Annotated in this window: 10 protein-coding genes; 1 reads left to right on the top strand and 9 read right to left on the bottom strand. The window is 57.0% G+C overall.

Annotated features, from left to right (window positions below):
* Positions 1-3: 3 nt before the first annotated feature.
* Genes rsmA through lptD form a run of 4 tightly spaced genes read right to left on the bottom strand, consistent with a single transcriptional unit; the run spans position 4 to position 5,499 of the window.
* A complete protein-coding gene (gene rsmA, locus D5067_RS19285; protein WP_119935570.1) occupies positions 4-825 on the bottom strand; it encodes a 16S rRNA (adenine(1518)-N(6)/adenine(1519)-N(6))-dimethyltransferase RsmA in 822 nt (273 codons plus the stop codon).
* Positions 822-1,808 carry a 4-hydroxythreonine-4-phosphate dehydrogenase PdxA gene (pdxA, locus tag D5067_RS19280; protein ID WP_119935569.1) on the bottom strand — a complete coding sequence of 329 codons (987 nt, stop codon included), beginning with the start codon at positions 1,806-1,808 and terminating at the stop codon, positions 822-824. The genes rsmA and pdxA overlap by 4 nt, the downstream gene beginning before the upstream one ends.
* On the bottom strand, positions 1,808-3,094 hold the full coding sequence (gene surA, locus D5067_RS19275) for a peptidylprolyl isomerase SurA (RefSeq protein WP_119935568.1): 1,287 nt from the start codon (positions 3,092-3,094) through the stop codon (positions 1,808-1,810). Before surA ends, pdxA begins: the two co-directional genes overlap by 1 nt.
* Positions 3,095-3,147: 53 nt before the next feature.
* Complete coding sequence (lptD, locus tag D5067_RS19270) at positions 3,148-5,499, bottom strand: LPS assembly protein LptD (RefSeq protein WP_119935567.1); 2,352 nt, start codon at positions 5,497-5,499, stop codon at positions 3,148-3,150.
* Positions 5,500-5,739: 240 nt separating this feature from the next.
* Between lptD and djlA the strand changes: the two genes are divergently transcribed.
* On the top strand, positions 5,740-6,558 hold the full coding sequence (gene djlA, locus D5067_RS19265) for a co-chaperone DjlA (protein ID WP_119935566.1): 819 nt from the start codon (positions 5,740-5,742) through the stop codon (positions 6,556-6,558).
* Between the two features lie 30 nt (positions 6,559-6,588).
* Here the strand turns inward: djlA and rluA are convergent, their stop codons facing one another.
* The 5 genes from rluA to araA all read right to left on the bottom strand — a co-directional run bounded on the left by rluA (position 6,589) and on the right by araA (position 15,053).
* The gene (gene rluA / locus D5067_RS19260; protein WP_119935565.1) at positions 6,589-7,248 is read right to left on the bottom strand and encodes a bifunctional tRNA pseudouridine(32) synthase/23S rRNA pseudouridine(746) synthase RluA; all 660 of its coding nucleotides are present in this window, start codon (positions 7,246-7,248) and stop codon (positions 6,589-6,591) included.
* Between the two features lie 12 nt (positions 7,249-7,260).
* Entirely contained in the window at positions 7,261-10,167 is a 2,907-nt protein-coding gene (gene rapA, locus D5067_RS19255; RefSeq protein ID WP_119935564.1) for an RNA polymerase-associated protein RapA, read from the bottom strand.
* Between the two features lie 128 nt (positions 10,168-10,295).
* A complete protein-coding gene (polB, locus tag D5067_RS19250) occupies positions 10,296-12,653 on the bottom strand; it encodes a DNA polymerase II (protein WP_119935563.1) in 2,358 nt (785 codons plus the stop codon).
* Between the two features lie 115 nt (positions 12,654-12,768).
* On the bottom strand, positions 12,769-13,464 hold the full coding sequence (gene araD / locus D5067_RS19245) for an L-ribulose-5-phosphate 4-epimerase (protein ID WP_119935562.1): 696 nt from the start codon (positions 13,462-13,464) through the stop codon (positions 12,769-12,771).
* An 86-nt stretch (positions 13,465-13,550) separates the two neighbouring features.
* On the bottom strand, positions 13,551-15,053 hold the full coding sequence (araA, locus tag D5067_RS19240) for an L-arabinose isomerase (RefSeq protein WP_119935561.1): 1,503 nt from the start codon (positions 15,051-15,053) through the stop codon (positions 13,551-13,553).
* Between the last annotated feature and the right edge of the window lies 1 nt (position 15,054).

Below are 15,054 nucleotides of genomic sequence, written 5' to 3'. Positions count from 1 at the left end.
GGCTTAACTCTCCTTCGGCGGGGCATTTTCGCTGATGTAATTAGCCAGCCTGCAATACTGCTCTACGGAAATGTTCTCCGCACGCATTGCCGGGTCGATCCCCAGCTCGGCTAACACCTCAACGGTAAACGAATTGCTCAGGCTGTTGCGGATCGTTTTACGGCGCTGGTTGAAAGCTTCTGTCGTGATGCGGCTCAGCACGCGTAGCTCTTTAACCGGGTATGGCTTCGTTTTGTGCGGCACCAGGCGCACTACCGCAGAGTCCACTTTCGGTGGCGGCGTAAATGCGGATGGCGGCACTTCAAGCACCGGGATCACGTTGCAGAAATATTGTGCCATCACGCTTAAACGACCATACGCTTTACTGTTCGGCCCTGCAACCAGACGGTTTACAACCTCTTTCTGCAACATAAAGTGCATGTCGGCAATGGCATCAGTATAGCTAAACAGGTGGAACATCAGCGGTGTGGAAATGTTATACGGCAGGTTACCGAACACGCGCAGCGGCTGGCCCATTTTCTCTGACAGTTCGCCAAAGTTCATGGTCATCGCATCCTGCTGATAAATGGTCAGCTTCGGCCCGAGGAACGGGTGCGTTTGCAGACGTGCGGCCAGGTCGCGGTCCAGTTCGATGACGGTCAGTTCGTCGAGGCGTTCGCCTACTGGCTCGGTCAGCGCGGCAAGACCCGGGCCGATTTCGACCATCGCCTGGCCTTTCTGTGGATTGATAGCCGAGACAATGCTTTCGATCACGAACTGATCGTTGAGGAAGTTTTGCCCGAAACGTTTACGGGCTAAGTGGCCCTGATGGACTCGATTAGTCATTGAGTATTAACAATCATTTTGATGGCGAGATTAAGCGCCGTAATAAAACTGCCGACATCCGCTTTCCCCAGGCCTGCCAGATCCAGCGCAGTACCGTGGTCAACGGACGTTCGAATAAAGGGTAAACCGAGGGTGATATTCACGCCACGGCCAAAGCCCTGGTATTTTAGCACGGGCAGGCCCTGATCGTGGTACATCGCGAGCACGGCATCGGCATTATCCAGGTATTTGGGCTGGAAAAGGGTGTCCGCAGGCAGTGGCCCGCTGAGGTTCATCCCTTTCGCCCGCATTTCGTCGAGCACGGGAATAATGGTGTCGATCTCTTCGGTACCCATGTGACCACCTTCACCCGCATGAGGGTTCAGGCCGCAGACCAGCAAGTGCGGCTGTGGGATGCCGAATTTGGTTTGCAGGTCATGATGCAAAATCCCGATAATCTCGCGCAGGAGCTCAGGAGTGATGGCATCAGGAATGGCTTTGATCGGCAGATGGGTGGTCACCAGCGCAACGCGCATCTCTTCCGTTGCCAGCATCATCACCACTTTCGGGCTGTGCGAGCGCTCTTCGAAGAACTCGGTGTGTCCGGTAAACGGAATCCCGGCTTCGTTAATCACCCCCTTGTGCACAGGGCCGGTGATCAGCGCCGCGAATTCACCGTTCAGACAACCATCACAGGCCCGCGCCAGCGTCTCGACAACGTAGTGACCATTTTCGGTACTCAGCTGACCGGGGACAACAGGCGTGCGAAGAGGAACGGAAAGCAGGGTGAGAGTGCCAGCCTGCTGCGGTGCGGGCTCCTGGCCTTCAACGTAGGGGAGCAGCGTTAAAGGCAGACCGAGCAGTTTTGCCCGGTCTTGTAAAAGTGTTGCATCTGCGCAGACGACCAGTTCTACCGGCCAGCTCCGTTGGGCGAGCTGGACGACAAGGTCGGGACCAATCCCGGCGGGTTCGCCGGGCGTGATAACAACACGGTGCTGTTTCATTAGTTGCTCAGGACTTTCACGTAAGCGCTGGCGCGTTGTTCCTGCATCCAGGTGGCCGCTTCTTCAGAGAACTTACGGTTAAACAGCATACGGTAGGCTCTGTCTTTCTGCGCTGCATCGGTTTTATCGACGTTGCGGGTATCCATCAGTTCAATCAGATGCCAGCCGAAGGAAGAGTGTACGGGCGCGCTCAGCTGGCCTTTATTCATCTTCATTAACGCATCGCGGAAAGCCGGATCGTAGATATCGGCCGCAGCCCAGCCCAGATCGCCGCCCTGGTTAGCAGAACCCGGATCCTGAGAAAACTCTTTTGCCGCTTTATCAAAGGTGGTTTTACCGCTCTTAATGTCTGCGGCAATTTGCTCAAGCTTCACGCGGGCCTGATCGTCAGTCATGATCGGTGACGGTTTCAGCAGGATGTGGCGAGCGTGCACTTCAGTAACGGAAATGTTCTGGCTCTGACCGCGCAGATCGTTCACCTTCAGAATGTGGAAGCCGACACCTGAACGGATTGGACCGACAATATCGCCTTTCTTCGCGGTGCTCAGCGCCTGAGCGAAGAGGGATGGCAGCTCCTGAATACGTCCCCAGCCCATCTGGCCGCCTTTCAGCGCCTGCTGGTCAGCAGAGTAGCTAATGGCCAGTTTGCCGAAGTCGCCGCCGTTACGCGCCTGATCCACAATAGAGCGCGCCTGGCTTTCCGCTTCCGCAGCCTGATCGGACGTTGGGTTTTCTGGCAGTGGGATAAGGATATGGCTCAGGTTCAGCTCAGTGCTTGCATCGTTCTGGTTCCCGACCTGTTTTGCCAGCGCGTCCACTTCCTGAGGCAGAATGGTGACGCGACGACGTACTTCGTTGTTACGCACTTCTGAAATCAGCATCTCTTTGCGGATCTGATTACGGTAGGTCGCGTAGCTAATACCATCGTAGGCCAGGCGGCTGCGCATCTGATCCATGGAGATATTGTTCTGCTTCGCGATGTTCGCAATCGCCTGGTCGAGCTGCTCGTCAGTGACCTTCACACCCATTTTCTGACCCATCTGCAGAACGATCTGGTCCATAATCAGGCGTTCCAGGATCTGATGGCGCAACGTTGCGTCATCCGGAAGCTGCTGACCTGATTCGCCCGAGTTGAGCTTTACGGATTTCATCAAACCGTCAACGTCACTTTCAAGCACGACGCCGTTGTTCACCACGGCTGCGACTTTATCGACAACCTGGGGAGCCGCGAAGCTGGTATTTGCAACCATGGCGACACCGAGCAGCAGCGTTTTCCAGTTCTTCATACTTTTTCCATTTCAATTAACCGCAAAGCGGATTACGTTGTAAATCAAGCACATTACAAGGAACTACGGTACGGCAGAATGTTCGAGCGCAGCATCTGCTGCGTGCCCAGGCCGTAGTTAGAACTCAGGCCGCGCAACTCGACGTTGAAACCGATCACGTTATCGTATTTGCTTTGACTGTTTTGTGTATCCCAGCCGTTAAGCTTGCGTTCGTAACCGACGCGCAGCGCGTAACAGCAGGAGTTGTATTGCAGACCTACCATCTGGTCAGCAGGTTTACTGGTGTTGGTGTCAAAGTAGTACGCGCCTACAATTGACCAGCGATCGGCGATAGGCCAGCTCGCTGCTCCACCCACCTGCGAAATCCCGTCCTTGTATTGGTCTGCTTTCGCATAGTTTGGCAGCGTCGCCTGGATATATTCCGGGCTGGCATAACGATACGTCAACTGCACCATACGATCTTCATCACGACGATATTCGATGGCTGAACTGCTGGTCGCGATGTTATTTAAACGCGTGTCGTACTGCAGGCCGCCACGCAGACCCCAACGATCGGTCATGCGCCAGTAGGTATCACCCGCCCATACCAGTGAACCCGTTTTGTTGTCTTTCTCCCAGTTAATGTCGTCATCACCGGTACGAGACTCGGTGAAATAGTAGATTTGACCAACAGAAACGTTAAAACGTTCAACTGCAGCATCATCATAAACACGAGATGTCACACCGGTCGTTAACTGGTTCGCTGACGCGATACGGTCAAGACCACCGTAGGTACGGTCGCGGAAGAGGCCGCTATAGTCAGACTGCAGGAAAGAGGAGTCGTAGTTCTGAATTTTGCTCTGGTCGCGATAAGGCACGTACAGGTACTGCATACGAGGTTCGAGCGTCTGGGTGTAACCATCGGCCAGGAGGCCCATATCGCGCTCGAAGATCAGCTTGCCGTCCATCTTGAACTGAGGGAGAACGCGGTTTACAGACTCTTCAAGATCGGTATTGTAGCGGTTGTTGTACCAGTCCACGTTTTTCTGCTGATAATGCGTGGCCATAACCTTGGCTTCGGTATTCAGACTTGCCCAATCATTGGATACGGGAAGATTGATCGTCGGCTCCAGGTGCACACGCGTTGCCTCTGGCATGTCAGAGTTGGTATTGACGAAATGCACCGCCTGGGCGTAAACGCGGGTGTCGAACGGACCCACATCGTTTTGGTACCAGTTAACGTCCAGCTGCGGTTCCGCACCGTACGTGCTGGTGTTCTGGGTGCTAAAGACCTGGAACTGTTTAGTCGATACCGTGGCGTTAAAGTTCTGAATAGCGTAGCCGACGCTGAATTTCTGCGTAGCGTACCCATCGGTACTGGAACCGTACTTGGAGTCAAAGTCGTTGAAATAGTACGGATCGCTGACCTTGGTGTAGTCTACGTTGAAGCGCCAGACCTGATCCATCACCCCGGCATGTTGCCAGTAATACATCCAGCGGTGTTTATCACCTTCGGTTGGATGTTCGTCCTGGAATACCTTATCCGACGGCAAATAGTCCAGCTCCATCAGGCCTGTACCCGCCTGGGTCAGGTAACGGAACTCGTTTTCCCACATGACGTTGCCGCGCTTATGGATATAGTGCGGCGTAATCGTCGCATCCATGTTTGGCGCAATGTTCCAGTAATACGGCAGGTAGAACTCAAAGTAGTTCGAGGTGCTGTATTTGGCATTCGGGATCAGGAAGCCTGAACGACGTTTGTCGCCCACGGGAAGCTGCAGATAAGGGCTATAGAAAACGGGGACCGGGCCCAGCTTAAAGCGGGCGTTCCAGATTTCAGCAACCTGCTCTTCACGGTCATGAATAACTTCGCTACCCACTACGCTCCAGGTGTTGGAGCCTGGCAGGCAGGAGGTAAAGGTTCCGTTTTCCAGAATCGTATAGCGATTTTCGCCGCGCTGTTTCATCAGGTCTGCGTCACCGCGGCCCTGACGGCCCACCATCTGGTAGTCACCTTCCCAGACGTTGGTATCTTTGGTATTCAGATTTGACCAGGCTTTCGGACCTTTCAGGATGACCTGGTTGTCGTCATAGTGCACATTACCCAGCGCATCTACCGTACGGACTGGTGCTGCCGCGCCTTCCGGTTGCTTCTGATGCAATTGCACTTCATCTGCCCGCAGACGGCTGTTGCCCTGGTTAATATCGACATTGCCCGTAAAGGTCGCATTGTCAGGATAATTACCTTTCGCGCTGTCGGCAGTGATGGTTACCGGCAAGTCATTCGTATCGCCCTTCACCAGCGGACGATCGAAACTTGGAACGCCAAGCATACATTGCGAGGCGAGATCGGCGGCCAGCCCCTGTTGGCTGTACAGGGCGGCACCAATCATGGTGGCCAGGAGGGTGGGGATACGTTTTTTCATACGTTATATTTTATTGTTCCGTCATCAGTGGCTACGGCTTACAAACGCTCAGAGACTATCTTACTCATCATCGCAGTGCCAGCGTTAATCCTGCCCGTTTGCGTGCCAGAGTGTTAGGCTCGCTATCGAATGACGAGTATGATAAAGCAAATTATAGGCGATGTCCTTCAATTGACCGTGGCTTGAACACAGTGATTATGGCGTTGCGTCGAACCAGGAACATGACTATCCGGGGAGTATATGCAGTATTGGGGTAAAATAATCGGCGTTGCGTTCGCCATCATCATGGGTGGCGGGTTCTGGGGGATCGTACTCGGGCTTATTATTGGCCATATGTTCGATAAGGCGCGCAGCCGCAAAATGGCCTGGTTTGCAAACCAGCGCGAGCGTCAGTCACTCTTTTTCTCGACGACCTTTGAGGTAATGGGGCACTTAACCAAATCAAAAGGGCGTGTAACGGAAGCCGATATCCAGATTGCCAGCGTCTTTATGGATCGCATGAATCTCCACGGTGATTCCCGCGTGGCGGCGCAAAATGCGTTTCGAATCGGTAAAGCTGATAACTATCCGCTGCGCGAAAAAATGCGTCAATTCCGCAGCATCTGCTTCGGACGTTTTGATTTAATTCGGATGTTTCTGGAGATTCAAATCCAGGCGGCGTTCGCCGACGGTTCTTTGCATCCCAACGAGCGCGACGTGTTGTACGTCATTGCTGAAGAGCTGGGCATTTCCCGCATGCAGTTCGACCAGTTCCTGCGCATGATGCAGGGCGGGGCGCAGTTTGGCGGCGGTTATCAGCAACAGCAGTCCTCGGGCGGCGGCTGGCAGCAGGCGCAGCGTGGTCCTACGCTTGAAGATGCCTGTAACGTGCTGGGCGTGAAGCCGACGGACGATGCGACAACCATCAAGCGCGCCTACCGTAAGCAGATGAGCGAGCATCACCCGGATAAGCTGGTGGCGAAAGGTTTACCGCCAGAGATGATGGAGATGGCAAAGCAGAAAGCGCAGGAAATTCAGAAAGCCTACGAGCTCATAAAAGAGCAAAAAGGTTTCAAATAAAAAAGGGCCCGACGATGTCGGGCCCTTTTTTTAGAAGTCTACCGGGGCTTTAAAGGTCATCGCATTACCGAAAACCGGATGGGTAATGGTGAGCATCTGAGCATGCAGCAGCAGGCGCGGCGCTCGCGCCAGCGCTTCGGGCGGGGCGTAGAACCGGTCGCCCAGGATCGGGTGGCCCAGGGCAAGCATATGCACGCGCAGCTGGTGCGAGCGCCCGGTAATCGGTTTGAGCAGTACGCGCGCGGTATTATCCGGCGCGTACTCCAGCACCTCATACTCGGTTTGCGCCGCCTTGCCGGTTTCGTAGCAGACCTTCTGCTTCGGACGGTTCGGCCAGTCGCAAATCAGCGGTAGATCCACCAGACCTTCCGCCGTCGCCGGATGGCCCCAGACGCGCGCCACGTACTGTTTTTTCGGCTCGCGCTCGCGGAACTGGCGTTTCAGCTCGCGTTCCGCCTCTTTATTCAGAGCCACTACAATCACGCCGCTGGTGGCCATGTCGAGACGATGGACAGACTCAGCCTGCGGATAATCACGCTGAATGCGCGTCATCACGCTGTCTTTGTGCTCATCCAGACGGCCCGGCACGGACAACAGGCCGCTCGGCTTGTTGACCACCATAATGTGCTCATCCTGATACAGAATGACCAGCCAGGGATCCATCGGTGGATGGTAGGGCTCCATAACCATTTTGCGCTCCGCTTACTGATGCGTCACAACGATAAGACGCAGCGCGTCCAGACGCCAGCTTGCCTGATCCAGGCTCTCCAGCACCTGCTGACGATTGCTCTCAATCGCAGCCAGTTCATCGTCGCGGATGTTTGGGTTCACCGCTTTTAACGCTTCCAGACGCGAAAGCTCGGCAGAGAGTTTATCGTCGGCTTCGTTACGCGCCGCGTCAATCAGCGCGCGGGCCGCTTTTTCGACCTGCGTTTCACCCAGCTGCAGAATCGCGTGCACGTCCTGTTGGACCGCATTGACAAGTTTGCTGCCGGTGTGGCGGTTAACCGCGCTAAGCTGACGGTTAAAGCTCTCAAACTCGACCTGACCCGCCAGGTTAGTGCCGTTTTTATCCAGCAGCAGACGCACAGGCGTTGGCGGCAGGAAGCGGGTGAGCTGCAGCTGTTTCGGCGCCTGCGCTTCCACAACGTAGATCAGCTCCACCAGCAGCGTACCGACCGGCAGCGCCTTGTTCTTCAGCAGTGAAATGGTGCTGCTGCCGGTATCGCCCGAGAGGATCAGGTCCAGTCCGTTACGGATCAGCGGGTGCTCCCAGGTAATGAACTGGGCATCTTCGCGGGACAGGGCCACATCACGTTCGAAGGTGATGGTGCAGCCGTCTTCCGGCAGGCCCGGGAAGTCCGGAACCAGCATGTGATCGGACGGGGTTAACACGATCATGTTCTCCCCGCGATCGTCCTGGTTAATGCCGACGATATCGAACAGGTTCATAGAGAAGCTGATCAGGCTGGTGTCGTCGTCCTGCTCTTCGATGCTCTCTGCCAGCGCCTGCGCTTTTTCGCCGCCGTTGGAATGGATCTCCAGCAGGCGGTCGCGGCCCTGTTCCAGCTGCGCTTTCAGCGCGTCGTGCTTCTCGCGGCAGGAGGCGATGAGGTCGTCAAAACCTTCGGTCGTTTCCGGTGCCGCCAGGTAACCGATCAGGTCGCTATGAACTTGATCGTAAATGGTGCGGCCGGTCGGGCAGGTGTGCTCAAACGCGTCCAGACCCTCATGGAACCAGCGCACCAGCACGGACTGGGCGGTTTTTTCCAGATACGGGACGTGGATCTGAATATCATGCGCCTGACCGATACGGTCCAGACGGCCGATACGCTGCTCCAGTAGATCCGGGTTAAACGGCAGATCGAACATCACCAGGTTGCTGGCGAACTGGAAGTTACGGCCTTCAGAACCGATTTCAGAACACAGCAGAACCTGTGCGCCGCTGTCCTCTTCACCAAACCAGGCCGCCGCACGGTCGCGCTCGACGATGGACATCCCTTCGTGGAACACGGCAGCGCGAATACCTTCACGTTCGCGCAGGACCTGCTCCAGCTGCAGCGCGGTGGCGGCTTTGGCGCAGATCACCAGCACTTTCTGGGAACGGTGCGCGGTCAGGTAGCCCATCAGCCACTCTACGCGCGGGTCGAAGTTCCACCAGGTGCCGGTATCGCCTTCAAATTCCTGATAAATCTGTTCCGGGTAGAGCATATCGCGCGCGCGTTCTTCCGCGCTCTTACGTGCACCCATGATGCCGGAGACTTTAATCGCCGTCTGGTACTGGGTTGGCAGCGGCAGCTTGATGGTGTGCAGCTCGCGTTTCGGGAAGCCTTTCACCCCGTTACGGGTGTTACGGAACAGCACGCGGCTGGTGCCGTGGCGGTCCATCAGCATGTCGATCAGCTCTTTGCGCGCCGATTCCGCATCGTCGCTGTTGCTGTTAGCGGCCTGCAGTAACGGCTCGATATCCTGCTCGCCAATCAAATCGCTCAGGGTGTTCAGCTCGTCGTTAGAGAGACGGTTGCCCGCCAGCAGCAGCGCAACGGCATCGGCAACCGGGCGGTAGTTTTGCTGCTCTTCGACAAACTGCTCAAAGTCGTGGAAACGGTTTGGATCGAGCAGGCGCAGACGGGCGAAATGGCTTTCCAGGCCCAGCTGCTCCGGCGTTGCGGTCAGCAGCAGGACGCCGGGCACGCGCTCGGCCAGCTGTTCGATTGCCATGTATTCGCGGCTTGGCGCATCTTCGCTCCAGACCAGGTGGTGCGCTTCGTCAACCACCATGATGTCCCATTCGGCGTCGCACAGGTGCTCCAGGCGCTGCTTGCTGCGGCGCACGAAGTCCAGGGAGCAGATCACCAGCTGTTCGGTTTCAAACGGGTTGTCAGCGTCGTGCTGGGCTTCGGCATAGCGCTCGTCGTCAAACAGCGAGAAGCGCAGGTTGAAACGGCGCAGCATTTCGACCAGCCACTGGTGCTGCAGGGTTTCCGGAACCACGATCAGCACGCGCTCGGCCGCGCCGGAGAGCAGCTGCTGGTGCAGGATCATACCCGCTTCGATGGTTTTCCCCAGCCCCACTTCATCAGCCAGCAGCACGCGAGGCGCGTGGCGGCGGCCAACGTCATGCGCAATATTCAGCTGGTGCGGGATCAGGCTGGTACGCTGACCGCGCAGGCCGCTCCACGGCATGCGGTACTGTTCACTCTGGAACTTACGCGCGCGATAGCGCAGGGAGAAGCGGTCCATGCGGTCGATTTGCCCGGCAAACAGGCGATCCTGCGGCTTGCTGAAGACCAGTTTGCTGTCGAGCAGCACTTCGCGCAGGATAACATTGGCTTCATCCGTATCCAGACGAGTCCCAATATAGGCGAGCAGTCCATTCTCTTCTTTTACGTCTTCAATCTTGAGCTGCCAGCCGTCATGGCTGGTCACGGTGTCGCCCGGATTGAACATCACGCGGGTAACTGGGGAGTCATTGCGAGCGTACAGACGGTTTTCACCGGTGGCAGGGAAGAGGAGGGTCACCATACGCGTATCGATTGCTACGACGGTTCCCAATCCAAGTTCGCTTTCTGTATCGCTGATCCAGCGTTGACCAAGTGTAAAAGGCATAGTTGTTCGGCTCTAATCTTTAATTGCAGGCAATAGTTCGACCCCCGTCAAAAAAGACGGTCGTCGAAAAATGGGTCCGGGAATGGAAAGGGCGCTATGGTACTGGATGGCAGCCATTTCGTCACGCGTCAAAATAGGCCAAGTTGCCCTGTCACTAGTGTAGCAAAATCATCGTCGATCAAGGGCAAAATTCCCTCCGCGACCGGCTGAAGTTGACGCGTCAGGTAGTGATCGTAGTCGAGGGGCGATTGCTGATAATCAACCGGTTCCGGGCCGCTGGTGGTCCAGACGTACTTAATACTGCCCCGGTTTTGATACTGCTGGGCGCGCCCCCGCCGTACGTTCTCTTCGTCCGCCAGACGCGCGGCGCGCACGTGCGGCGGGACGTTGCGCTGATACTCCGCCAGCGGGCGGCGCAGGCGTTTGCGGTAAACCAGCTGGTTATCCAGCTCGCCGGCCATCAGGCTGGCGATGGTTTCGCGGATGTAGTCTTGATACGGCTCGTTGCGGAAGATCCGCAGGTAGAGGGTTTGCTGGAACTGCTGCGCCAGCGGGGTCCAGTCCGTGCGCACCGTTTCAAGTCCCTTAAAGACCATCCGCTGCTTGTCGCCTTCCTGAATCAGCCCGGCGTAGCGCTTCTTGCTGCCCTGATCGGTCCCGCGAATGGTGGGCATTAAAAAGCGGGCAAAATGGGTCTCAAACTCGAGTTCGAGCGTGCTGCTTAGCCGCTCTTTTTGCAAATGGGTATTCCACCAGTCGTTCACAAAAGCCACCAGCTCTTTACCGATGCGGGCAGCGTCGTTTTCCGCGTGTGCGCCTTTCAGCCACACGAAGGTGGAGTCCGTGTCGCCGTAGATAACGTCATAGCCCCGGGATTCAATCAGCGCTTTGGTCTGGCGCATAATCTCGTGCCCGCGCATGGTGATGGAGGAGGCCAGACGCGGATCGAAGAAGCGGCAGGCGCTGGTGCCTAATACGCCGTAGAAGGCGTTCATAATGATCTTCAGCGCCTGCGAAAGCGGCTTGTTTCCCTGGCGTTTAGCCTCATCACGGCCGTGCCAGATGCTGCCGACGATGTCCGGCAGGCAGTGTTTTTCACGCGAAAAACGTGCGCCGAGGAAGCCTTCCGTGCTGTGCGCATCGTCCGGCTGCACCATGCCCTCAACCAGCCCTACCGGGTCGATCAGGAAGGTGCGGATAATCGACGGGTACAGGCTTTTGTAGTCCAGCACCAGAACGGAGTCGTAAAGCCCTGGGCGTGAATCCATCACATACCCACCCGGGCTGGCCTGCGGCGGTACGTCGCCGAGGTTGGGGGCGACGTAGCCCACGCGGTGCATGCGGGGAATATAAAGATGGCCGAACGCGGCCACCGATCCGCCGTGCCTGTCGACAGCCAGGCCGTTCACCGTCGCGCGTTCCAGCAGAAAGGGCATGATCTCGGTTTTATGGAAAATCTTCGTGACCAGCTCGCAGTCTTTCAGGTTATAGGTCGCCAGCGCCGGTTTGTCTTGGTTAAAGCGTCGGTCGATCTCATCCATTCTGTCCCACGGATTGTCAATGGATTTGCCCTCGCCGAGCAGCTCCTGCGACACCGCTTCAAGCGAGAAAGAGGAGAAGCTCCAGAAGGCCGATTTCAGCGCCTCGATGCCGTCGATAATCAGGCGACCATTAGCCTGCGCGAAAAAAACGCCATTCTTAAAACCGTGCTCGCGCCACTCCAGCTCGCCGCCTCCGCGCCCCAGCATTAGCGGGATGCGGTAACGCTCGGCGTGTTTTTGCAGGACGCGCAGGTCGAACTGCACCACGTTCCAGCCGATCAGCACGTCGGGATCGTGCTCGGCAAACCACTGGTTAAGCTTCTCCAGCAGCTGCGGGCGGCTGTTGACGTATTCAAGATGAAAATCGAGCGTAGACGCATCGCCATTCGGTGGCCCAAGCATATAGACAACCCGCTGCCCGCAGCCTTCAAGGCCGATGCAGTAAAGCTCGCCGTGGCGGGTGGTTTCGATATCCAGAGAGACCCACTTCAGCGGCGGGCGATAGTGCGGGTTGGGCTTCAGGCGCGCGTTAACGAGCCTGCCGTTTTGCGCGGTGCCATCAACCCAGACGGGGGCGGTGATGAACCGCTCCATCAAAAAGCGTTCAGGCGGGCGGATGTCGGCCTCATAAAGCGTCACGCCTGCTTCACGAAGCAGTTTTTCATAGCGCATTAATTGCCGATGGGCGCGGCAGTAGAGGCCGTAAACCGGCTGACGGTGGAAATCTTTAAGTTCAAGCGGGGTAAGGCGCCAGTGACTTTCGCCGCGCAGCAGCTGCTTCACTTTTTCGACGTGGGCTTCAGGAATAAAGGCCACGGATTCCTGCGCAGGCAGCGTAACGTGAAGCGGGCCGTTGTCCGTCGCCAGCCAGAACTCAACCTCAGTGCCCTGAGGCGTATCCCGCCAGTGTCGGGTCAGTAAAAAGCCTTCTTGCGCCTGCGTCACGGCGTTACCCCAAAAACAAAACCAGGCCTGATTATAGCCTGGTTAAGGGGTGTTTGCTGGGGTTTTATACAGTGTCTGTTTTGCCGGATGGCGCTGCGCTTATCCAGCCTACAAGCTACTGCCCGTAATACGCTTTTGCGCCGTGCTTGCGCAGGTAATGTTTATCCAGCAGAGTTTGCTGCATATCCGGCAGCTGCGGAGCAAGCTGCCGGCAGAAGATCCCCATATAGGCGACCTCTTCGAGCACGATGGCGTTATGCACCGCATCTTCGGCATCTTTGCCCCAGGCAAACGGGCCGTGCGAGTGCACCAGCACGCCCGGCATCTGCGCGGCGTCGATACCCTGCTTTTCGAAGGTTTCGACAATCACGTTGCCGGTTTCCCACTCGTACTCCCCGTTGATTTCCGCATCGGTCATCAGGCGCGTGCAGGGAATTGTGCCGTAAAAGTAGTCCGCATGGGTGGTGCCGGTGGCCGGGATGGACTGACCCGCCTGCGCCCAGATGGTGGCATGACGCGAATGGGTATGCACAATGCCGCCGATGGTCGGGAAGGATTGATACAGCAGGCGGTGGGTTGGCGTATCGGAGGAGGGCTTTTTCTTCCCTTCCACCACTTCGCCGGTGGCAATACTGACCACCACCATGTCTTCTGCGGTCATCACCGTGTAATCCACGCCGGAAGGCTTGATCACGAATACGCCCTTTTCACGATCAACGGCGCTGACGTTACCCCAGGTCAGGGTCACGAGGTTATGTTTCGGCAGCGCCAGGTTGGCTTCGAGCACCTGACGTTTGAGATCGTCTAACATTGTTGTCTCCTGCCGGATGGCGCTTTGCTTATCGGGCCTACAGAATCGTAGGCCCGGTAAACGCAGTGCCACCGGGCATTCAGGGCTTAGCGTTTTGAACCGTAATAGACTTCGTTCCAGCGCAGCGCGTCTTTGAAGGCGGGCAGGCGGGTGTCGTTATCAATGACGGTCAGCTCGATATCGTGCAGCTCGGCGAACTGACGCATGTCGTTGAGGTCAAGCGCGTGGCTGAAGACGGTGTGGTGCGCGCCACCGGCCACAATCCAGGCTTCAGACGCGGTTGGCAGGTCTGGCTGTGCTTTCCACAGGGCGTTGGCGACCGGCAGTTTCGGCAGCGAGTGCGGCGTTTCTACCGCATCGACGCAGTTCACCAGCAGGCGGAAACGATCGCCCAGGTCGATCAGGCTGGCGTTGATCGCCGGGCCGGTGCGGGTGTTGAAGATCAGGCGTGCCGGATCCGCTTTACCGCCAATGCCGAGGTGCTGCACGTCGAGGATCGGTTTCTCTTCTACGGCGATCGTCGGGCACACTTCCAGCATGTGCGAGCCGAGCACCAGGTCGTTGCCGTTTTCGAAGTGGTAGGTGTAGTCCTCCATGAAGGAGGTGCCGCCCTGCAGACCGGTTGACATCACCTTCATGATGCGAAGCAGAGCGGCAGTTTTCCAGTCGCCTTCGCCCGCAAAGCCGTAGCCCTGCTGCATCAGACGTTGCACCGCCAGACCCGGCAGCTGTTTCAGGCCGTGGAGATCTTCAAAGGTCGTCGTAAAGGCGTGGAAGCCGCCCTGTTCCAGGAAGCGCTTCATGCCCAGCTCGATGCGCGCAGCGTCCAGCACGTTCTGGCGCTTGTCGCCGTTAATTTGCGCCGCAGCGGTCAGGCGGTAGCTGCTTTCGTATTCGTCCACCAGCGCGCTCACGTCGCCATCGCTGATTTCATTCACCACCTGCACCAGGTCGCCCACGGCCCAGGTGTTCACGGAGAAGCCGAACTTGATCTGCGCAGCGACTTTATCGCCGTCCGTGACCGCCACTTCACGCATGTTGTCGCCAAAACGCACCACTTTCAGGTGGCGGGTATCCTGCTTAGAGACCGCCTGGCGCATCCAGGAGCCGATACGCTGCTGAGCTTTACCATCCTGCCAGTGGCCGGTCACCACCGCGTGCTGCTGACGCATGCGCGCGCCGATGAAGCCGAACTCTCGGCCGCCGTGCGCGGTCTGGTTCAGGTTCATAAAGTCCATGTCGATGCTGTCCCACGGCAGGGAAGCGTTGAACTGGGTATGGAACTGCAGCAGCGGCTTGTTGAGGATAGACAGACCGTTGATCCACATTTTGGCCGGTGAGAAGGTGTGCAGCCACACCACCAGACCTGCGCATTTATCGTCGTAGTTGGCGTCGCGGCAGATGTGGGTAATTTCGTCAGGCGTAGTGCCCAGCGGTTTCAGCACCAGCCTGCACGGCAGTTTAGCGTCAGCGTTCAGCGCGTTAACCACGTGCTCCGCGTGTTTCGTCACCTGCTGCAGCGCTTCCGGCCCGTACAGATGCTGGCTGCCAATCACAAACCACACTTCATAGTTATTAAAAATGGTCATC

The sequence above is a fragment of the Enterobacter huaxiensis genome (genome assembly GCF_003594935.2).
Classification (GTDB): Bacteria; Pseudomonadota; Gammaproteobacteria; order Enterobacterales; family Enterobacteriaceae; genus Enterobacter; species Enterobacter huaxiensis.
This window is presented reverse-complemented; position numbering and strand designations above follow the sequence as displayed.